Raw genomic sequence first — 17,046 nt, 5'->3', positions numbered from 1 at the left:
GCCATGACCCAACTAGCTGGCAAGGATATCGCCACACCTACACGAACCAAGGAAATTTTGGAGAAGTACGAGTTCTCCTTTAAAAAGAGTCTCGGTCAAAACTTTCTGGTTGACACCAATATCCTGCATAATATTGTTTCAGCCGCTGATCTGACCAAAGCAAAGGGTGCAATAGAAATCGGTCCGGGTATAGGTGCGCTCACAGAGCAGCTGGGACGCGTGGCAGGTAAGGTTATGGCGATTGAGATCGATCAACGTCTTTTGCCTATTCTGGAGGATACGCTGTCTCCCTATGAAAATATCGAGGTTGTGCATGGAGACGTGCTGGAGCTGGACCTGAAGTCCTTGATAGAGGAAAAAATGACTGGCGTGGACAAGCTGAGCGTAGTAGCCAATCTACCTTACTACGTGACGACGCCGATCCTGATGAAGCTCTTAGAAGAGCGTCTCCCACTAGAAAACATCGTCGTCATGATCCAAAAGGAAGTAGCGGAGCGGATTGCAGCCAAGCCAGGGACAAAGGATTACGGCTCTCTTTCCGTAGCAGCACAATTCTATGCGGAAACAGAAGTAGCTATGATTGTGCCTGCTAGTGTCTTTGTTCCGCGTCCAAATGTAGATTCTGCCGTGATTCGTCTAAAGGTGAGAGACCGTCCTCCTGTCGAGGTGGATGACCAGGACGTTTTCTTCCGAGTTGTGCGCAGCTCGTTCGCTCAGCGACGCAAAACGTTGCTGAACAACCTGATGAATGGTCTGTTTCTAAAAACGCAAAAGGATGAAGTGATACAGATGCTCGCTGACATCGGAATCGATCCGATTCGTCGAGGGGAGACACTTAGTATTGAAGAATTTTCTCGACTTGCAAACGAAGGTTTACGGCGCGGTTTGATCAGCAAATAATGAAAATGCCTCCCTGTTTTTGGGCTAATTACGCCAAAAATGGGGTTTTTTTATGTATTCAGCATTTAGTGACGATATTAGTGACAAAAATCTACGTATTTCATGAAAAAAACCCCGTTGACAAAATATCGGCTGGGTTGCTATAATTTTTTATTTCTTTGACAAAATAAGCATGTGCTGTTATAATAGATTTAAGCGAGGTGGATGGAACAATGGCAAGAAACGCGTTACTTGACATTAAACGCAGTTTAGACGGGCACATTGGTGAGCGCATCCTGTTGAAAGCTAACGGTGGCCGCCGAAAAACTGTCGAACGAAGTGGCATCCTCGAGGAAACATACCCATCTGTGTTTGTGGTAAAGCTTGATGATGATCAACTCTTTGAGCGGGTCTCTTACAGCTATGCTGACATCTTGACGGAAACAGTAGAGTTGACGGTGTGCCGAGAGAACGAGCACATCCGCATTACATTTGTACAACAGTAGAGCCCTTTGGGTTCTACTGTTTTATTTTTCGGAGTAGGAGCAGATAATATTCTGCCTTTGAAAAAGCCTCTGTGGGACAAACTAAACTTGTCAACGAGAAGGGAGGCTATCATGGGTCGCAGACGAGGCAGCATGATGTCAGAGGAGTTCAAAATGGAGCTAGCCAAGGAGCTTGGGTTTTACGATAAGGTGAAAGCCGAGGGCTGGGGTGCCATCACGACGCGTGACGCTGGCAACATGGTAAAACGGGCTGTGCAGATGGCTCAGGAAGCGCTAGCTGCCAAAAAGCTATAACGGGCTGATTGTCCGAGCGGTGCAGCTGTAGGTTTTCGCAAGAGGGTCGAGGCGCTTTTCGCATACCAAACAAACTCGTTGACAAGGCCAGGGGATTCCCTGGTCTTTTTGTTTGATACATAGCGTTCCCGGGATGGAATGACGAGGGCCAAAAGCATGCTACGCTAGTGCCGCTTTTTCGAATCTTTCGCCTTATCATAGCCAACATATTCTTTTTGGTTGATCAAGTGGCATGGAAGAGAATCCCTATGCTACAATAGGGAACTAGGAAATTGAGAAAGTGGGCAGAGGTGAACAACGTGCGTATCTCGGTCAAAGCTCCGGCCAAAATCAACTTGACTCTTGACGTGCTTGCCAAACGGCCGGACGGTTATCACGAAGTGGAAATGGTGATGACTACCGTAGACTTGGCTGATCGTGTAGATCTGACCCTACGCGAAGATGGTGAGATTACGCTGGACTGTTCTGCCAGCTTCGTACCAGATGATATTCGCAACCATGCGTATAAAGCGGCAGTCCTTATGAAAGAACGCTATCAGGTGCGCCAGGGCGTACACATGTATATCGACAAACAAATACCCGTCGCTGCCGGTTTGGCAGGTGGAAGCAGTGATGCTGCTGCCACGTTGCGCGGATTGAATCAATTGTGGAAGCTCGGCCTGACGACAGACGAGCTGGCTGTATTAGGTGCAGAGATCGGCTCTGATGTGCCATTCTGCGTTTATGGAGGCACAGCGCTAGCAAAAGGGCGTGGAGAGAGAATCACGCATCTAGGGACGCCAGCTCCGTGCTGGATCATTCTCGCCAAGCCCCCGGTAGGTGTATCGACTCCAGACGTATACGGAAATTTGCGTGTACAGGAGATTACTAACCATCCGCCAACCAAGCAGATGCTTCAAGCCATCGAAAGACAAGACTTCTCCCTGATGTGCCATTCGCTTGGGAATGTGCTTGAAAATGTAACGTTATCCATGCATCCACAGGTACGGCAAATCAAGGAGCTCATGATTTCGTCAGGTGCAGATGGAGTCCTGATGTCAGGCAGTGGACCGACTGTATTTGCCCTTGTACAAAAGGAAGCCAAAGTGCATCGCATCTATAATGCCTTGCGTGGATTCGTCAAAGATGTGTATGTTGTCCGAATGTTAGGCGCCAGTGAAGGGGAAGTGCTTGCATGAACCCGTATGGAAATGATACATTAGCACCATAATATTCGGTTTTGGAGGAAGAGCCATGAAGAAATTGCGCAGAAGTGCGCGTCTGGTCGACATGACGCAGCACTTGCTTGCTCATCCCCACACACTGACTCCTCTTACTTTGTTTGCCGAACAATACGGGGCGGCGAAATCATCTATTAGTGAGGACTTGTCTATCATCAAGGAAGCGTTTGAAGTCCAAGGTGTAGGCTTGTTGAAGACGGTGGCGGGGGCGGCGGGGGGAGTAAAGTTTATTCCCCAGGTCAAAACGGACGAGGCCCTTCAGTTTATTCGTGATCTGATGGTTCATCTGGCTAACCCGGAGAGACTGTTGCCAGGTGGATACCTGTACATGTCCGACATTCTAGGAAACCCGTCTACGATGTCACAGATCGGCAAGATTTTTGCGACTGCTTATGCAGAAAAGAATGTAGATGTCGTCATGACCGTGGAAACGAAAGGAATTCCGCTTGCATATGCGACGGCCATGTTCCTGAACGTTCCAGTGGTGATTGTGCGCCGTGACAACAAGGTAACGGAAGGCTCAGTTGTGAGCATCAATTATGTATCAGGTTCCAGTAAGCGGATTCAAACCATGTCACTGGCTAGACGTGCTCTTGCTGAGCAATCGCGTGTCCTGATTGTGGACGACTTCATGAAGGCCGGCGGTACGCTGCGGGGCATGATCGATCTGTTGCAGGAATTCCGTGCTACGGTAGTTGGATGCGGCGTTCTGGTGGAAACTACGGCCGACGTGTCTGAGCGTCTGGTCGATGATTATGTTTCACTTGCCAAGCTGCAGGATGTGGACATCAAGGGCAAGCAGATAGAAATTGAGCTAGGCAGCTTTTTTGAAAATAGAGGGGAGTAGATGAATGATGGCAATCTCTTTTGTTTCAACTGACAAGGCTCCAGCAGCAATTGGTCCTTACAGCCAAGCGGCAAAGGTAGGTCCGTTCTTGTTTGCATCCGGACAAATCCCGCTGCGTCCAGACGGTACATTGGTAGAAGGCGACATCGCAACACAGGCTCATCAAGTCTTCGCGAACATTAAAGCTGTATTGGCAGAAGCAGGCGGAAGCTTGTCCAATGTAGTGAAAGCAACTGTGTTTATTAAAGACATGAACGATTTTGGCCAGCTGAACGAAGTGTACGGTCAGTATTTTGGCGACCATAAGCCGGCTCGTTCTACTGTAGAGGTTGCGCGTCTGCCGCGTGACGTGAAAGTAGAAATTGAAATCGTTGCCTATTTGGAAGCATAAAAAACCTCTCTCGTTGCCTGCTCATGGAGAGCGATCGCTTTTTAGTGAAAAAGGCAATGAGAATAGAAAACAGCCTGATGCGCGCTTACGCATTGGGCTGTTTTTTGTACTATCGGAAAGTATAAATGTAAGGATGATAGTATAAGTGCAACTAAGGCTCCGCCAAAAGCTTGGTGTAGCTAAGTTTTCTAATGTTTTTATGACCGTAGTCTTAAAGTTATCTCGTAAATATGCTCAATGATATGAATAATTTTATATATTTTATAAAAATTTGCATAAGATTAGCAGGAATATTTACCCAGAGGGTGGAAATACTCCTAAACGCGTTTCATAGATAAAGGGAGTGAACTAGATGGAAGTTACAGACGTAAGACTTCGCCGAGTGAATACGGATGGTAGGATGAAAGCGATTGCATCCATTACAATCGACCATGAATTCGTGGTTCATGATATCCGTGTCATTGACGGGAACAATGGCATGTTTGTAGCCATGCCGAGCAAGCGTACACCGGATGGAGAATTCCGTGATATCGCGCACCCGATTTCCTCGACTACTCGAGAAAAAATCCAAGCGGCAGTATTGAATGAGTACGAACGCGTAGGTCAAGAAGAAGAAAGCACCATCGAAGCTGGTGCATAACCAAACAAAGCACCCTGTCCCTTACCGGCAGGGTGCTTCGGCGTCCGTTACGCGTAGCAATCTTTTAGATCGTTCAAGATTTTTTCCTGATCCATTCCCTCCCCGATGAAGACGGCTACCATCTTAGGGCCAAAGTTTTCAAACGGAAACAGATGAACCTGATTATCTGTATGCTGAAAAGAAATAAGCTCTTGCTTGCCGTGAAAAAGAACGTACCCTTTTGCACGATAGACGCTTTTCGGCAAAGCATAAAGAAAGTCCTCAAATTTTTCAGCATGGACCGGACCGGTGAACTGGTAGGAAAAGCTGTCGATACTATTGTAAAGAGATGGCTTGCTCGTCCGTAGACCCAGCGACTGCTTAAGCTTGTCCATGGGAGAGAGTCGTCCAATTGTTTTTTGTACGGGTACCATTTTTTCGGGATCACTGTCTTTGGTGTACGATTTTACCAGACGTTCGACTGATAATAGGCTCTCCAGGTTCATATCGCTTTGGATGGCCTGATGGATCGGAGCAAGTGGATTTAGTTCTTTTAATTTTTGCTCCACTTTTTGAATAACCTCGGGTGTGGTCAGATCAATTTTATTTAATAGGAGCAGGTCTGCGTATTTGACTTGGTTGCGAATGGTTTTGACCAAAGTGCTTGTAGAGGCAAAACGAGAATTGAGCTCCAGGAAGCGAGAAGCATCTACGACACTTACGATTCCGGAAAGCTGCAATCGATCATACAATTCTGGGTGAGTCAGCGCATCGACCACATCAATCGGGTCTGCGACACCAGTCGTCTCAATGAGGATACGGTTGGGAGCAAGCGATTGGAGAATTTCTTTTAACCCCTCGGTCAATTCCCCCTGGATGGAGCAACAGATGCAGCCGTCCAATAATTTTTTTACAGGAAAGCCAAAACCTTGTAGTTGTTCTCCGTCAATATCTTCCTCGCCCATTTCATTCATCAGGACCACAACCTTGTCATCCTGCTGCTGCAGATGAGTAAGTAATTTTTGCAAAAGTGTAGTTTTTCCGCTTCCCAAATATCCAGTCAGTAAGTAAACCTGAGCACTCATGTATTCCTACCTCCTCTAAAAACCCCTTTCGCCCATCAATATATCACACTTTTATCAGAAAATTAAATGTTGTCCGTTATATGGCTAACTTTCAGGAAAGATCAGGGAAACAGTCAGAATCCTGCATCGAGTGTCTTGAAATCCACATATGATTAAGATATAGTCATTGTGGAACTTCTACGATGGAGGGTTGACATGTCTAAGATCCATGCCGTGGTTTTGGCCGCTGGTCAGGGTACACGGATGAAATCGAAGCTGTACAAGGTTTTGCACCCTGTGTGCGGTAAGCCAATGGTCCAGCATGTAGTGGATACGCTTGGCAACATGCAGGTTGAGGAAATCGTTGTCGTCGTAGGTCATGGTGCTGACGCAGTCCGCGCCAAACTTGGCGAGGACATCACTTATGCACTGCAAGAAGAACAGTTGGGAACGGCACATGCCGTTTCGAAGGCAGCGCCGTTTTTACAAGATAAAGAAGGCACTACGTTTCTTTTATACGGAGATGTCCCTCTCTTGTCTGCTCAGACGTTGTCCGATTTGCTACGCTATCACGAAAAGCAGCAAGCGGCAGCGACTGTTTTGACAGCCGTGCTTTCTGATCCTACGGGTTATGGGCGAATCGTGCGGAATGAGTCAGGCGAAGTATTGCGAATCGTGGAACATAAGGACGCCTCCGATGAGGAAAGGGCGGTCCGCGAGATTAATACCGGAATATACTGTTATGACAACCGAAAATTATGGAAAGCCTTGGCGGAAGTGAAAAATGACAACGTGCAAGGTGAATACTATGTAACAGACTGTGTGGCCATTTTGCGCGATGCTGGTGAAAAGGTAGTAGCATTCGAAGCGAAGGACCCGGATGAAACGATGGGTGTCAACGATCGCGTGCAGCTGTCTGAAGCTGAGGCGTACATGCGTAAGCGTATTGCGGCAGCTCACATGCGCAATGGTGTGACGATTATTGATCCTTCCTCTACGTACATTGAGGCGGATGTCATCATCGGGTCGGATACCGTAATCGAGCCGGGTACACACTTGCGCGGACGGACAACCATTGGTGCAGATTGCGTCATCGGTCCACAAGTCGATTTGACCAATGTCGAATTGGCTGATGGTGTTTCCATTACGTACTCTGTCATGGTTGATGCAAGTGTTGATGCAGAAACTACGATTGGCCCATATGCCAACATTCGTCCGGGAACACAGATCGGGCGCAATGCCAAGGTCGGTGATTTCGTAGAATTGAAAAATGCAAAAATTGGCGACGGTACAAAGGTCCCTCATCTTAGCTACGTAGGTGACGCGGAAATTGGTGACGGAGTCAATATTGGCTGCGGAACGATTACCGTCAATTACGATGGGGCAGTAAAGCATAAAACAATCGTCCAGGACGGAGCATTCATTGGTTGCAATACCAACTTGGTTGCTCCAGTCACTGTGGGACAAAATGCGTACGTTGCTGCAGGTTCGACAATCAATCAGGATGTACCAGATAATGCGCTTGCGATTGCACGTGAGCGTCAGGTAAATAAATTAGACTACGCTAGCAAAATGCCTCGCAAGGGCAAAAAGCAATCATAACGGGAGGTTCTAAGAGAAGATCATGGCTAACTACCGCGACCCAAAACTGAAGGTATTTACGTGCAACGCAAACCCGGAACTGGCAAAAGAAATCGCTGAACACATTGGTGTACCGCTCGGAAACGCACAAGCAGTGCGCTTTAGTGATGGCGAATGCCAAATCAAATTGAATGAAAGCGTTCGCGGTTGTGACGTATTTGTTATTCAGCCAACGTCTGCTCCCGTTAATGAACACCTGATGGAGCTTTTGGTAATGGTGGACGCACTCAAACGCGCTTCTGCAAAAAGCATTAACGTAGTGATTCCTTACTACGGCTATGCTCGCCAAGATCGCAAGGCTCGCGCGCGTGATCCGATCACTGCCAAGCTGGTTGCTAATCTGATCGAAACTGCAGGGGCACAACGTGTCATCACAATGGACCTGCATGCTACACAAATCCAAGGATTTTTCGACATCCCTGTGGATCACCTGCTGGGAGTACCAATTCTGGGTAAACACTTCTCTGAAAAAGGTCTGTCTGACATCGTGGTTGTATCTCCAGACCATGGTGGGGTTACTCGTGCTCGTAAACTGGCAGAACGTCTGGAAGCGCCAATCGCCATTATCGACAAGCGTCGTCCTGAGCCAAACGTAGCTGAGGTTATGAATATCGTAGGGAACATCGAAGGCAAAACCGCAATCATCATTGACGATATCATCGACACAGCTGGAACCATCACACTCGCTGCCAATGCACTGGTAGAGGCAGGTGCTCGTGATGTTTATGCATGCTGCACGCATCCCGTTCTGTCTGGACCAGCCATCGAGCGTATCGCTAACTCGAAAATTCGCGAGCTGATCGTAACCAACTCGATTCCGCTGACAGAGGAACAAATCATTGATAAAATTACGGTTCTGTCCGTTGCACCAATCATTGGTGAAGCGATTATTCGCGTACACGAAGAGCTGTCTGTAAGCAAGCTGTTTGATTAATCAAGCCTTCCCCTTTTAGGGGATTGAAATAAACCTCCGATGGACAAGCTAGTGAGGAAACTTTTACTAGCGGTCTGAAGGAGGTTTTTTTGTGGAAGCGATACAGGCACAATCGCGCGCTCTAGGCACGGGTAACACCGTTAAGGCATTGCGGAGAAATGGGTGGGTACCTGCTATTGTTTACGGCAGCGATATGGGCAATCAGACCATCCAAGTCTTGGGCAAGGATCTGGATGCTGCTCTGCGCCATCAGGCGACGAACAAACCTTTTCGATTAAGCGTAGATGGCAGCGCACATGATGTGATGGTGTACGAGCTGCAGCGCCACCCTTTAATGGGGAACATTCTGCATGCCGACTTTAAGAAGATTAACATGAATGAAAAGATCCATACGACTGTACCGGTCCTCATGACAGGCGATCCGGAGCTGGGGGTTGCAACACTCATCCGCCATAGTGTAGAGGTAAGCTGTCTGCCAGGAAACATCCCGGAATCATTTACGGTAGATGTGGATGGCTTCAATATTGGTGATGTCGTACTGGTCAGTGATTTGCAAATTCCTCCTGGTGTTGAGCTGGGGCTGGATTCTACGGAAGTGCTAATCAGTGTACTGCCGGTCAAAGCCAAGTCAGAGGAGTCCATCGAAGCACAGCATGCTGCCGCAGAGGTAGCGGAGCAGGCAGAGTCTACAACAGAACAGGCAAAAAAAGTATAGAATATCAGGTAGAAGGCTCAGATGGACAGCTCTGAGCCTTTTTCTTGTTGCCTTAAGGGACAGGTATCCAAGCAAAAGACGAACCGATTTCATACCTTGACTATATACACAAAGAGAGGGTGGAATCGAGACAGGTATGGACAAGCTTTTTTGGATTGCGTCGGGTGCAGGCATTGCAGCGGTTGTAGGGTTACTGGTTTGGATTTTCGTACGGTATTGGTTAGGAATACTCAGACAGTACGTTTCCAAGGATGAACAACCAGATGGGCCTTATCGTGTTCTGCGCAAGGTTCAAACGCCTTTTCAAAAGGTCGCGCTGGTTGAGCACAATGACCAAATGTTAGTGTATGCAAACGGATATGTGATGTTCGGTACGACCGATGATGAGGACATGTACGGGGAAGCGCTGATTCATGTGCCTTTATCTCTGGCAAAAAAACGTGACAGCGTTCTGCTCATTGGTGCGGGAGGTGGTATTACGACAAGGGAAGTGCTTCGGTATCCGGATGTCAAAGAGATTACCGTTGTCGACATAGACCCAGTGATGATGGAGTTCGGGAAGACACTGGAGCCGCTGGTCAAATTCAATCAGGGCTCATTGAATCATCCCAAGGTACGTACGATAGTAGCCGACGGCAGAGCTTTTCTTGAGGAGAACGATGAGAAGTGGGATGCTATCATTCTGGATCTTCCTGAACCGACGATGAACAGCCTCTCGCTGGGGCGACTATACAGCTGGGAATTTTACAGACTGTTGCAGGAGCGTTTGAATCCCGGAGGAATCGTGGGCATTGCCTGCTCAGTCCTGTCTGCCATGCCCGAATATTTTTGTACCATTCAAGCAACGCTTAAAGCTGCAGGTTTTTCCGTATTGCCTTACCATTTCGACTTGATTGTGGAGTACGAAGAGGATTGGGGATTTATGGTAGCCTCCACCAGACCCATTTCAGCGGCAGAGGTGCGAATTTCCGTTCCTAACCGTTACCTGAACCCCGCAAGGTTAAAAGATATGTTCCACATCCGTTATGGATACGCAAAATATTGGGAAGAGGATGAAATCCAAACGGATAGCAATCAGGTATTGGCTTTAATCGAGGATGAAACAGATTAGCACGTCTTTTTTGGCTCCACTCCCGGTGGGGCTTTTTCTTTTGTTCACGTCGGCATTCTAGTACAATGAGGGGAGATTAGGAGGGAAGCAGAGTGAAAGTGATCATCGGATTGGGCAACCCTGGCAAAAAATATGAGGACACAAGACATAATGCTGGATTTATGGCCATAGATAAGATTAGCGAGAAATGGGGTATCCCTGTTACGCAAAACAAGTTTCGTGCGCTCGTAGGCGAGGGGAGACTGGAAGGAGAAAAGGTTCTTCTCGTTAAGCCTCAAACATACATGAACCTGTCTGGTGAATCGGTCGCAGAAATTATGAAATTTTACAAGCTGATCCCGGATGATTTGGTCGTCATTTTTGATGATCTGGATTTGCCGACAGGACAGCTGCGCTTGCGGGAAAAAGGAAGTGCAGGGGGACACAATGGCATCAAGTCCATGATTGCACATTTGGGTACGCAGGATTTCAAACGGATCAAGGTAGGAATCAACCGTCCAGAGCCCGGAAGAAGCGTCAGTGATTATGTGCTGCAAGCATTCCCGGCTGCAGAGAAGGAACACATTAACGAGGCTGTTACACTTGCAGCAGATGCGGCCGCCATGTGGACAAGAGAGCCATTTATAAAAGTGATGAATCATTATAACAGCTTGAAAAAATAACAGGCACGAATGACTCAAGCACTCGTACAGCGATCGTGTGCCTCTAGTATGATTTCCCATCGAAAAGTCCATACTAAGCGATATGAACAGTATGGGGGTGGCATATACATGAGCATACGATATACGTGTCGTTGTTGCGGGATGAAAATTGCCGAATTTGACGAAACACAAGTGACAGAAGCGCAGCTCGGGTTTGATTCCTTGACCCCAGAGGAACGTGCTCTTATAATATCGAGAGAACAGAGTGGAGATACGGTTGTCAGCATCACGTGCGATTATTGCCGTGAAGCGCTGAATCATAATCCAGAACTTTCGCTGGTTGGAAGCCCGCTTCAATAAGTGGATACTCTTTTTGAAAGGCTTGCACTGACAAGGTCTTAGCTTGGGGAGCTAAGGCTTCTTTTCGCATGGTCGACTCATTCGGTCACCATAGCGTACTGTCTCTTGGCAAACTTTCTGAAATGCATAACAACTTTTTCTTAAAGCAAACACCTTGCCATGAATAGTCCTGGTAGAGGTTTTTACCCGAGAAGAATGAGAGAGGGGATTAGTGAATGCAAGTCATCATTAACCCGATGAAACAGGACACAAATGTCGGGACGATCGTGGCTGGTCTGGAAAAGGGACTACACGAACAGCTCGTCTCTGGTTTGGCAGGCTCAGCCAGACAGACGCTTATGGCGGCAGTGAAACAGATGACTGATCGCCCTGTTTGTGTTGTGACCCATAACATGTACCAAGCGCAAAAAGTATATGAAGATTTGATCGAGCTAGTTGACCCCGATCAAGTATTGCTCTATCCAGGCAACGAGTTGATCGGTTCAGAGCTTGCCGTGGCCAGTCCAGAGATGCTGGCACAAAGAATTCATGTGTTCAACCGTTTGGCCCAAGGCTTTACGGGTTTTTTGGTTGCGCCGTTCGCAGGCTTGAGGCGATTAGTGGTGCCACCACAGGTTTGGAAGGAAGCGCAAATCAAGCTCACTGTCGGTGAAGAGCTGGACATTGAAGCCTTTTTACTGCGCTGTATTGAGCTTGGCTACGAGCGCGTTGATATGGTTGAGCGCAAAGGAGAATTGAGCGTCCGCGGCGGAATTATCGACCTGTATCCGATCGATTCTGAATGGCCTGTGCGAATCGAGCTGTTTGATGTGGAAATCGACTCGATCCGTACGTTTGACATGCTTTCCCAGCGCTCTCTGGAATCCGTACAGACGTATGTCCTCGGTCCGGCAAAAGAAATGTTTGCATCGACGCCGTTGCTTCAAGAATCCGCTGTGCGCTTAGAACAAAAGCTTGGTGAAACCGTTGCCAAACTAAAGGATGGTGGAGCCAAGGAAAAAGTAGTCGAGCGCATCGGGACAGATGTTGAGAAAATGAGCCAGGGGCAGCGTTTCCCTCAGCTTTATTCATACATTTCGGTGATATATCCAACCGAGGATACACTTCTGTCCTACATGCCAGCGGAAACTCTACTCATTATTGACGAGCCTTCTCGCGTCTTGGATACGTCTGCTCAGTTGCAAAAGGAAGAAGCAGAGTGGCTCACAGGCAGAATCATTCAGGGTGAGTATATGGCCAATCTCAGCCTGTCTCGTACGTATGAAGATATCGTGATGACCAAAAAGCGGCAGATCGTATACTTGTCCCTTTTCCTGAGACAATCTCCGAAGACACAGCCGCAAAATATCGTCAATCTGACCTGTCGCACCATGCAAAATTTCCATGGGCAAATGAACGTGCTCAAAACGGAGCTGGCTCGTTGGAAAAAGTCACAGGATCAAATCGTTTTCGTAGCAGCAGACATGGAGCGTGCCAAAAGATTGGAACGCGTCCTGCACGATTATGAGATGGAAGCAGATGTACTTGGAGACGTCGTAGAAATGGTGCCGCCGGGACGTCCAACCATCATTTTGGGCAACCTGCAAACCGGATTTGAGCTTCCTTTGAATAAGCTTGTCGTCATCACGGAGGGCGAGGTATTTACAGCGAAGCAGCGCAAGGCGCGCAAAGTACAGCAAACGATGAACAATGCCGAGCGGATCAAGAACTACCTGGAGTTAAAACCGGGCGATTACGTCGTGCACGTCAATCACGGTATTGGAAAATACCTTGGAATTGAAACCAAGGAAATACTCGGAATTCATAAAGATTATCTTCATATTCAATACGCTGCGGGCGACAGTTTGTTTGTTCCGATTGACCAAATCGACCATGTGCAAAAGTACGTGGCGAGCGAAGAAGCTACTCCCAAAATCTACAGCTTGGGCGGCAGTGAGTGGAAGCGTGTCAAAAACAAGGTACAATCCTCGGTCAAAGACATTGCGGAGGATTTGATCAAGCTGTATGCTGCCAGGGAAGCGGCAGTCGGTCACTCCTTTTCTACGGATACAACAGAACAGCGTGAGTTTGAGTCGATGTTCCCGTACCAGGAAACGCCGGATCAGCTGCGAGCTATTGCAGAGGTCAAGACTGACATGGAACGAAAGCGTCCAATGGATCGTCTAGTATGTGGAGACGTAGGCTACGGAAAAACGGAGGTAGCGATTCGTGCAGCCTTTAAGGCAGTCATGGATGGCAAGCAGGTAGCTGTTCTTGTGCCGACGACGATTTTGGCTCAGCAGCACTACGAAACATTTCGCGAGCGTTTCTCTGAATATCCGATTCGGGTTGAGGTATTGAGTCGTTTCCGTTCACGCAAAGAACAGAACGCAACCTTGAAGGGGCTAAAGGAAGGTACAGTCGATGTCGTCATCGGTACACATCGCTTACTCTCCAAAGACCTGCATTTCCGCGAGCTGGGTCTGCTCATCGTGGATGAGGAGCAGCGTTTTGGTGTAAGTCACAAGGAGAAGCTCAAGCAGATCAAAACGAATGTCGACGTCATGACGCTGACAGCAACTCCAATTCCGCGGACGTTGCATATGTCGATGCTGGGCGTTCGGGATTTGTCTGTCATCGAAACGCCTCCAGAAAATCGCTTCCCGGTACAAACATACGTGATGGATTACAGTCCGGCACTGGTTCGTGAAGCGATTGAACGAGAGCTCGCCCGCGATGGTCAAGTGTTCTTCCTGTACAATCAGGTGCAGGGGATCGAGCAGATGGCAGAGCAGATTTCCATGCTGGTTCCAGATGCACGTATCGCGGTAGCCCATGGACAGATGAATGAAAGCGAGCTGGAGGGCGTCATTCTCGACTTTTTAGAGGGCAACTTTGACGTTTTGGTTAGTACGACCATTATTGAGACAGGTGTGGACATCCCGAATGTAAACACGCTGATTATCTACAATGCTGACAAAATGGGCTTGTCCCAGCTGTATCAGCTGCGTGGTCGGGTCGGTCGTTCCAATCGGATCGCGTATGCCTACTTTACGTACCAGCGCGACAAGGTACTGACAGAGGTAGCCGAGAAGCGTCTTCAGGCCATCAAGGAGTTTACCGAGCTTGGCTCCGGATTCAAGATCGCTATGCGCGACTTGTCGATTCGCGGCGCGGGTAATTTGCTCGGCGCTGAGCAGCATGGCTTTATCAACACAGTCGGATTTGATTTGTACAGCCAGATGCTCAAGGAAGCGATCGATGAGCTGAAAGGCGAGGTCAAGCAGGAAATTGTGACACCTGTGGAAATCAATTTGCAGCTGGATGCGTATATTCCTTCGCTGTACATTACGGATAGCAGGCAAAAAATTGAAATGTACAAAAAGTTTGTGGCTGTTTCTTCGCTGGAGGACGTCGATGATCTGGCAGAAGAGCTGCTCGACCGCTTCGGTCCTGTACCAAAGCCAGTTGATAATCTCCTGACCATTTCCAGATTGCGCGTATATGCCCTACAGCACCACATTACGGAAATTAGTCAAAAGAACCCGGATGAAATCAAGCTGCTTCTGCATCCTAGCCAAAACAACAACATTGATGGAGGAGCCTTGTTTGCTCTTGCCAGTAGTTGGAGCCGGAGAGTCGGGCTCTCGGGTGGACAACAGATCACTATTGCTGTTAAAGTAAAAGGGTTAAGAGAAGACGAAGGCGTGCAGTTGGTTGAAAAGCTGCTGCGTCAATTCGATCAGGTGCGTCGAGACACTGGTACGAAAGAGCCCTATGTCCTAGACAAATGAGTGGGCCTGCCAGGAAGGGAGAACCTTAATTATGAAACGTTCTGTAGCCATTTTATCTTCGGCTGTATTGGTCGTGGCACTCATGACTGGATGCGGAAAAGCGGAAGAAAATGCGCAGTCTAACCAACCACCAGCAAATCAGACAGATGGCCAAAATGGGAATCAGGCGGCAGATGCCAATGATCCATTGACTCAATTTCCTAAACTGACTTTGCCGTTTACGGTAGATCCTAAGGCAGTGGTAGTTGAGTATCAGGGAGGAACCGTAACAGGTCAGGAGTATGAAGAGTTTTTGCGTGTTATCAACTTCATGAATCCTCAACAAGGCGGCATGATTGAGATTGCTGACAACGATGCGCTGAAAGCTTTTGCCCGTGAGTACACAGCGACTAAAATTTTGGCGTCCCGCGCTGATGCTGCGATCCAAAAAGAGTCCAAGGATATGGCGGAAAAAACCTTTGAGAAAATCAAAGGCCAGTACATGGGCTTTTTGGGTAAAGACGAAGCGAAGTTTACCAAGCTGATAGAGGGCCAAGGAGTAACCAAGGAAAAGGTTATTAACCAAATGGCGCTCATCAACGACTCGATCAATGTGCTGAAAAAGGACATTAACGACGCTAAATTGAAGCCGATTTATGACAGCATGGATAAAGCGTCCCGTACGACTGCTTCTGTCCGTCATATTTTGATCTCCACCGAAAAACGTACGCCAGAGGAAGCATTGAAGCTGGCTAACGATCTGGAAGCTCGCCTGAAAAAAGGGGAGGACTTTGCAAAGCTCGCGAAGGAATTTACGGATGATCCAGGCAGCAAGGAAACTGGCGGCCTGTATGAAAATGCTGACGTAACGCAGTGGGTGCCTGAGTTCAAAGAGGCATCCCTGGCACAAAAAGTTGGAGAAGTGGGACCACCAGTTAAAACAGACTACGGTTACCACATCATCAAGGTAGAGAACCGCAAAGAAAAAACGTTTGACGAAATGAAAGACCAGCTCCGTGCAAGTGCACTGGAGAAAGGGTACGATGAATTTGGCAAAACTGAGCTGGACAAGCTCATCACCAAGTACAACGTTCCTGAAGCAAAACACCCAGCGGCAAAGTAATAACATAGGCTCACTTAAAAACAGGGAAGCAAATTTCCCTGTTTTTTCGTTTTCTCGCATATTCTTGAAGCGTGGGCAAATACTATAATCACTCGCTACCACCCGGGGGAGAGTAACTGAAACAATCTGGTAAAAATTACAGCCGTCACGCATAGTTAAAATTAGAATTTCAGGAAAAAATACAGCTAACCAACCAACAACACCATTTCATTTCACTACCCACTTCTCAGGGAAAGCGAGGCAACATGACATGAAAGCAACTGGTATCGTTCGTCGAATTGACGACCTCGGCAGGGTCGTGATTCCCAAGGAGATTCGTCGTACACTGCGCATTCGTGAAGGCGACCCGCTTGAGATTTTTGTGGACCGTGACGGAGAAGTCATTCTCAAGAAGTATTCACCAATTGGAGAACTGGGAGATTTCGCAAAAGAATACGCTGACTCTCTCTATGAGAGTATGAATCATACCGTATTGATTTCGGATAGGGACAGCGTGATTGCCGTATCGGGTGCGTCAAAAAAGGAATATCTGGAAAAAGCAATTGGCAGCATTGTGGAAAAGAGCTTGGAGGAAAGAAAAACACGCCTGGAGAAAAATGCGGGATCGTATGAGATTTGTCGCGACATGAATGAGACGTATGGATCATTCGTGGTTGCTCCTATCGTAGCCGGCGGCGATCCAATCGGGTCAGTCATTCTTCTCAATAAAAATGAATCCACCAAGATGAGCGACTTGGAGATGAAAATGGCAGAAACAGCAGCCGGATTCCTCGCCAAACAGATGGAGCAATAGGTGTGTAAAAAGAAGCAGCCTCGCATGTCTGAAGTGACCCCATAAAGTTGGACACGTATTTTATTTAAGCAATCTGAAGGGTTTGAGTTCGGTATTGTACTGGACTCAAGCCTTTTAATTTTGTCTTGATTCGCTTGCAGTTATAGTAGTCGATAT

The 17,046-nt window shown here is 47.7% G+C and carries 18 protein-coding genes; 16 read left to right on the top strand and 2 right to left on the bottom strand.

Annotated elements, in window-relative coordinates:
* Positions 1-3 precede the first annotated feature (3 nt).
* From rsmA to spoVG, 7 genes are all read left to right on the top strand, one after another.
* Positions 4-900 (top strand): 16S rRNA (adenine(1518)-N(6)/adenine(1519)-N(6))-dimethyltransferase RsmA, encoded by an 897-nt coding sequence (gene rsmA, locus C3B52_RS28850; protein WP_103109817.1) that lies wholly within the window; start codon positions 4-6, stop codon positions 898-900.
* 212 nt (positions 901-1,112) lie between these two features.
* Positions 1,113-1,385: a biofilm formation stimulator Veg gene (veg, locus tag C3B52_RS28845; RefSeq protein ID WP_005830485.1), complete on the top strand. Its 273-nt coding sequence runs from the start codon at positions 1,113-1,115 to the stop codon at positions 1,383-1,385.
* A 111-nt stretch (positions 1,386-1,496) separates the two neighbouring features.
* Positions 1,497-1,679, top strand: coding sequence for a small, acid-soluble spore protein, alpha/beta type (locus tag C3B52_RS28840; RefSeq protein ID WP_103109816.1), 183 nt, complete (start codon positions 1,497-1,499; stop codon positions 1,677-1,679).
* 299 nt (positions 1,680-1,978) lie between these two features.
* Positions 1,979-2,857 (top strand): 4-(cytidine 5'-diphospho)-2-C-methyl-D-erythritol kinase, encoded by an 879-nt coding sequence (gene ispE, locus C3B52_RS28835; protein ID WP_103109891.1) that lies wholly within the window; start codon positions 1,979-1,981, stop codon positions 2,855-2,857.
* A gap of 55 nt (positions 2,858-2,912) precedes the next feature.
* Positions 2,913-3,746, top strand: a complete 834-nt coding sequence (purR, locus tag C3B52_RS28830; RefSeq protein ID WP_103109815.1) for a pur operon repressor — start codon at positions 2,913-2,915, stop codon at positions 3,744-3,746.
* A gap of 7 nt (positions 3,747-3,753) precedes the next feature.
* On the top strand, positions 3,754-4,137 hold the full coding sequence (locus C3B52_RS28825) for a RidA family protein (RefSeq protein ID WP_103109890.1): 384 nt from the start codon (positions 3,754-3,756) through the stop codon (positions 4,135-4,137).
* Between the two features lie 352 nt (positions 4,138-4,489).
* Positions 4,490-4,777, top strand: coding sequence for a septation regulator SpoVG (gene spoVG, locus C3B52_RS28820; RefSeq protein WP_049742862.1), 288 nt, complete (start codon positions 4,490-4,492; stop codon positions 4,775-4,777).
* A 47-nt stretch (positions 4,778-4,824) separates the two neighbouring features.
* On the opposite strand, the gene C3B52_RS28815 is transcribed toward spoVG, so the two are convergent.
* Positions 4,825-5,841 carry a CobW family GTP-binding protein gene (locus C3B52_RS28815; protein ID WP_103109814.1) on the bottom strand — a complete coding sequence of 339 codons (1,017 nt, stop codon included), beginning with the start codon at positions 5,839-5,841 and terminating at the stop codon, positions 4,825-4,827.
* A 195-nt stretch (positions 5,842-6,036) separates the two neighbouring features.
* Here C3B52_RS28815 and glmU point away from each other — a divergent pair, with 195 nt between their 5' ends.
* From glmU to spoVT, 9 genes are all read left to right on the top strand, one after another.
* Positions 6,037-7,422 carry a bifunctional UDP-N-acetylglucosamine diphosphorylase/glucosamine-1-phosphate N-acetyltransferase GlmU gene (glmU, locus tag C3B52_RS28810; protein ID WP_103109813.1) on the top strand — a complete coding sequence of 462 codons (1,386 nt, stop codon included), beginning with the start codon at positions 6,037-6,039 and terminating at the stop codon, positions 7,420-7,422.
* Between the two features lie 22 nt (positions 7,423-7,444).
* The gene (locus tag C3B52_RS28805) at positions 7,445-8,395 is read left to right on the top strand and encodes a ribose-phosphate diphosphokinase (RefSeq protein ID WP_103109812.1); all 951 of its coding nucleotides are present in this window, start codon (positions 7,445-7,447) and stop codon (positions 8,393-8,395) included.
* A 91-nt stretch (positions 8,396-8,486) separates the two neighbouring features.
* Positions 8,487-9,110 (top strand): 50S ribosomal protein L25, encoded by a 624-nt coding sequence (locus C3B52_RS28800; protein WP_103109811.1) that lies wholly within the window; start codon positions 8,487-8,489, stop codon positions 9,108-9,110.
* Positions 9,111-9,246: 136 nt separating this feature from the next.
* A complete protein-coding gene (locus C3B52_RS28795; RefSeq protein WP_103109810.1) occupies positions 9,247-10,221 on the top strand; it encodes a spermidine synthase in 975 nt (324 codons plus the stop codon).
* Between the two features lie 92 nt (positions 10,222-10,313).
* Positions 10,314-10,883 (top strand): aminoacyl-tRNA hydrolase, encoded by a 570-nt coding sequence (gene pth, locus C3B52_RS28790; RefSeq protein ID WP_103109809.1) that lies wholly within the window; start codon positions 10,314-10,316, stop codon positions 10,881-10,883.
* Between the two features lie 108 nt (positions 10,884-10,991).
* Positions 10,992-11,222 (top strand): anti-sigma-F factor Fin, encoded by a 231-nt coding sequence (locus tag C3B52_RS28785; RefSeq protein WP_103109808.1) that lies wholly within the window; start codon positions 10,992-10,994, stop codon positions 11,220-11,222.
* Between the two features lie 215 nt (positions 11,223-11,437).
* Positions 11,438-14,995, top strand: coding sequence for a transcription-repair coupling factor (mfd, locus tag C3B52_RS28780; RefSeq protein WP_103109807.1), 3,558 nt, complete (start codon positions 11,438-11,440; stop codon positions 14,993-14,995).
* A 31-nt stretch (positions 14,996-15,026) separates the two neighbouring features.
* Positions 15,027-16,097 (top strand): peptidylprolyl isomerase, encoded by a 1,071-nt coding sequence (locus C3B52_RS28775; RefSeq protein WP_103109806.1) that lies wholly within the window; start codon positions 15,027-15,029, stop codon positions 16,095-16,097.
* Positions 16,098-16,347: 250 nt separating this feature from the next.
* The gene (gene spoVT / locus C3B52_RS28770; RefSeq protein WP_103109805.1) at positions 16,348-16,890 is read left to right on the top strand and encodes a stage V sporulation protein T; all 543 of its coding nucleotides are present in this window, start codon (positions 16,348-16,350) and stop codon (positions 16,888-16,890) included.
* Between the two features lie 64 nt (positions 16,891-16,954).
* Here the strand turns inward: spoVT and C3B52_RS28765 are convergent.
* A partial coding sequence (locus tag C3B52_RS28765) for an IS3 family transposase (protein WP_164684983.1) occupies positions 16,955-17,046 on the bottom strand: 92 nt, incomplete at its 5' end.

The sequence above is a fragment of the Brevibacillus reuszeri genome (genome assembly GCF_002897295.1).
GTDB lineage: Bacteria > Bacillota > Bacilli > Brevibacillales > Brevibacillaceae > Brevibacillus > Brevibacillus reuszeri_A.
The sequence above is the reverse complement of the archived record's forward strand: the minus strand, read 5'-3'. Positions and strand labels throughout refer to the sequence as shown.

Coding starts and splice junctions, on each gene's coding strand:
- rsmA (WP_103109817.1), top strand. CDS start 4: ATGACCCAACTAGCTGGCAAGGATATCGCCACACCTACACGAACCAAG.
- veg (WP_005830485.1), top strand. CDS start 1,113: ATGGCAAGAAACGCGTTACTTGACATTAAACGCAGTTTAGACGGGCAC.
- C3B52_RS28840 (WP_103109816.1), top strand. CDS start 1,497: ATGGGTCGCAGACGAGGCAGCATGATGTCAGAGGAGTTCAAAATGGAG.
- purR (WP_103109815.1), top strand. CDS start 2,913: ATGAAGAAATTGCGCAGAAGTGCGCGTCTGGTCGACATGACGCAGCAC.
- C3B52_RS28825 (WP_103109890.1), top strand. CDS start 3,754: ATGGCAATCTCTTTTGTTTCAACTGACAAGGCTCCAGCAGCAATTGGT.
- spoVG (WP_049742862.1), top strand. CDS start 4,490: ATGGAAGTTACAGACGTAAGACTTCGCCGAGTGAATACGGATGGTAGG.
- C3B52_RS28815 (WP_103109814.1), bottom strand. CDS start 5,841: ATGAGTGCTCAGGTTTACTTACTGACTGGATATTTGGGAAGCGGAAAA.
- glmU (WP_103109813.1), top strand. CDS start 6,037: ATGTCTAAGATCCATGCCGTGGTTTTGGCCGCTGGTCAGGGTACACGG.
- C3B52_RS28805 (WP_103109812.1), top strand. CDS start 7,445: ATGGCTAACTACCGCGACCCAAAACTGAAGGTATTTACGTGCAACGCA.
- C3B52_RS28795 (WP_103109810.1), top strand. CDS start 9,247: ATGGACAAGCTTTTTTGGATTGCGTCGGGTGCAGGCATTGCAGCGGTT.
- C3B52_RS28785 (WP_103109808.1), top strand. CDS start 10,992: ATGAGCATACGATATACGTGTCGTTGTTGCGGGATGAAAATTGCCGAA.
- mfd (WP_103109807.1), top strand. CDS start 11,438: ATGCAAGTCATCATTAACCCGATGAAACAGGACACAAATGTCGGGACG.
- C3B52_RS28775 (WP_103109806.1), top strand. CDS start 15,027: ATGAAACGTTCTGTAGCCATTTTATCTTCGGCTGTATTGGTCGTGGCA.
- spoVT (WP_103109805.1), top strand. CDS start 16,348: ATGAAAGCAACTGGTATCGTTCGTCGAATTGACGACCTCGGCAGGGTC.